General features: G+C 65.0%; 2 protein-coding genes. Both read right to left on the reverse strand.

Going from position 1 to position 843, the window contains the following annotated elements; all coding sequences use genetic code 11:
• Positions 1–158: efflux RND transporter permease subunit (locus tag AC1DYX_RS31605; protein ID WP_477266221.1), on the reverse strand; the 158-nt coding region annotated here is incomplete at its 3' end.
• A 37-nt stretch (positions 159–195) separates the two neighbouring features.
• On the reverse strand, positions 196–843 hold a 648-nt coding region (locus AC1DYX_RS31610; protein WP_477266219.1), incomplete at its 5' end, for an efflux RND transporter periplasmic adaptor subunit.

Consider the following 843-nt stretch of genomic DNA (forward strand, 5'->3'; position numbering starts at 1 on the left):
CCCGGGTACTGGGCGCGCACCACCACGGAGGGCGGCACGACGTCCGGGTACTCGGAGATCGGCAACTCGAAGATCGAGATGAGGCCGGCCACGAAGACCAGCACCGACAGCACGGCCGCGAAGATCGGCTTGTCGACGAAAAAGCGTGAGATGTTCATTTGTTCTTGCCCTTTGAATTCTTATGAACTTATTTGCTTATTTGCTGCTGTCTGCCAAGGCCAGCTTCGTGTCCTTGGCGACAGCCTTGCCCGTCTCCAGCGAAGCGACCATCGGCACCATCTGCGCCGTGATGGGCGCACCCGGACGCACGCGCTGCAGGCCGTTGACGACGATCTTCTCGCCCGGCTTCAGGCCGGCGCGCACGACGCGCAGGCCGTCAACGACGGGACCGAGCTTCACTTCGCGGTATTCGGCCTTGCCATCCGCGCCGACGACGAACACGAACTTGTGGCTCTGGTCCGTGCCCACCGCGCGGTCCGTGATCAGGAGGGCCGGTTTCGTGGCGCCGCCGCCGATCTGCACGCGGGCGAACAGGCCGGGAGCCATGCTGCGGTCCTTGTTCTCGAACGTGGCACGCATGCGCACGGAGCCGGTCTGCGAGTCGAGCTGGTTGTCGACGAACTCCAGCTTGCCCTCGTGCGGGAAGCCGTCCTCGTTGACGAGGCCCACCTTCACCGGCACCGCCTGGCCATCGTGCGCTTCCTTCGCGACGCGCAGGTAGGTCTCTTCATCGCCGTCGAAGCTGGCGTAGATGCGGTCCAGCGACACGACGGACGTCAGCACGGCCGATGCGTCGACCAGGTTGCCGAGGGTGATCTCGGCCTTCGACACGCGGCCGTTGAT

The organism is Massilia sp. P2_C2, assembly GCF_056404615.1.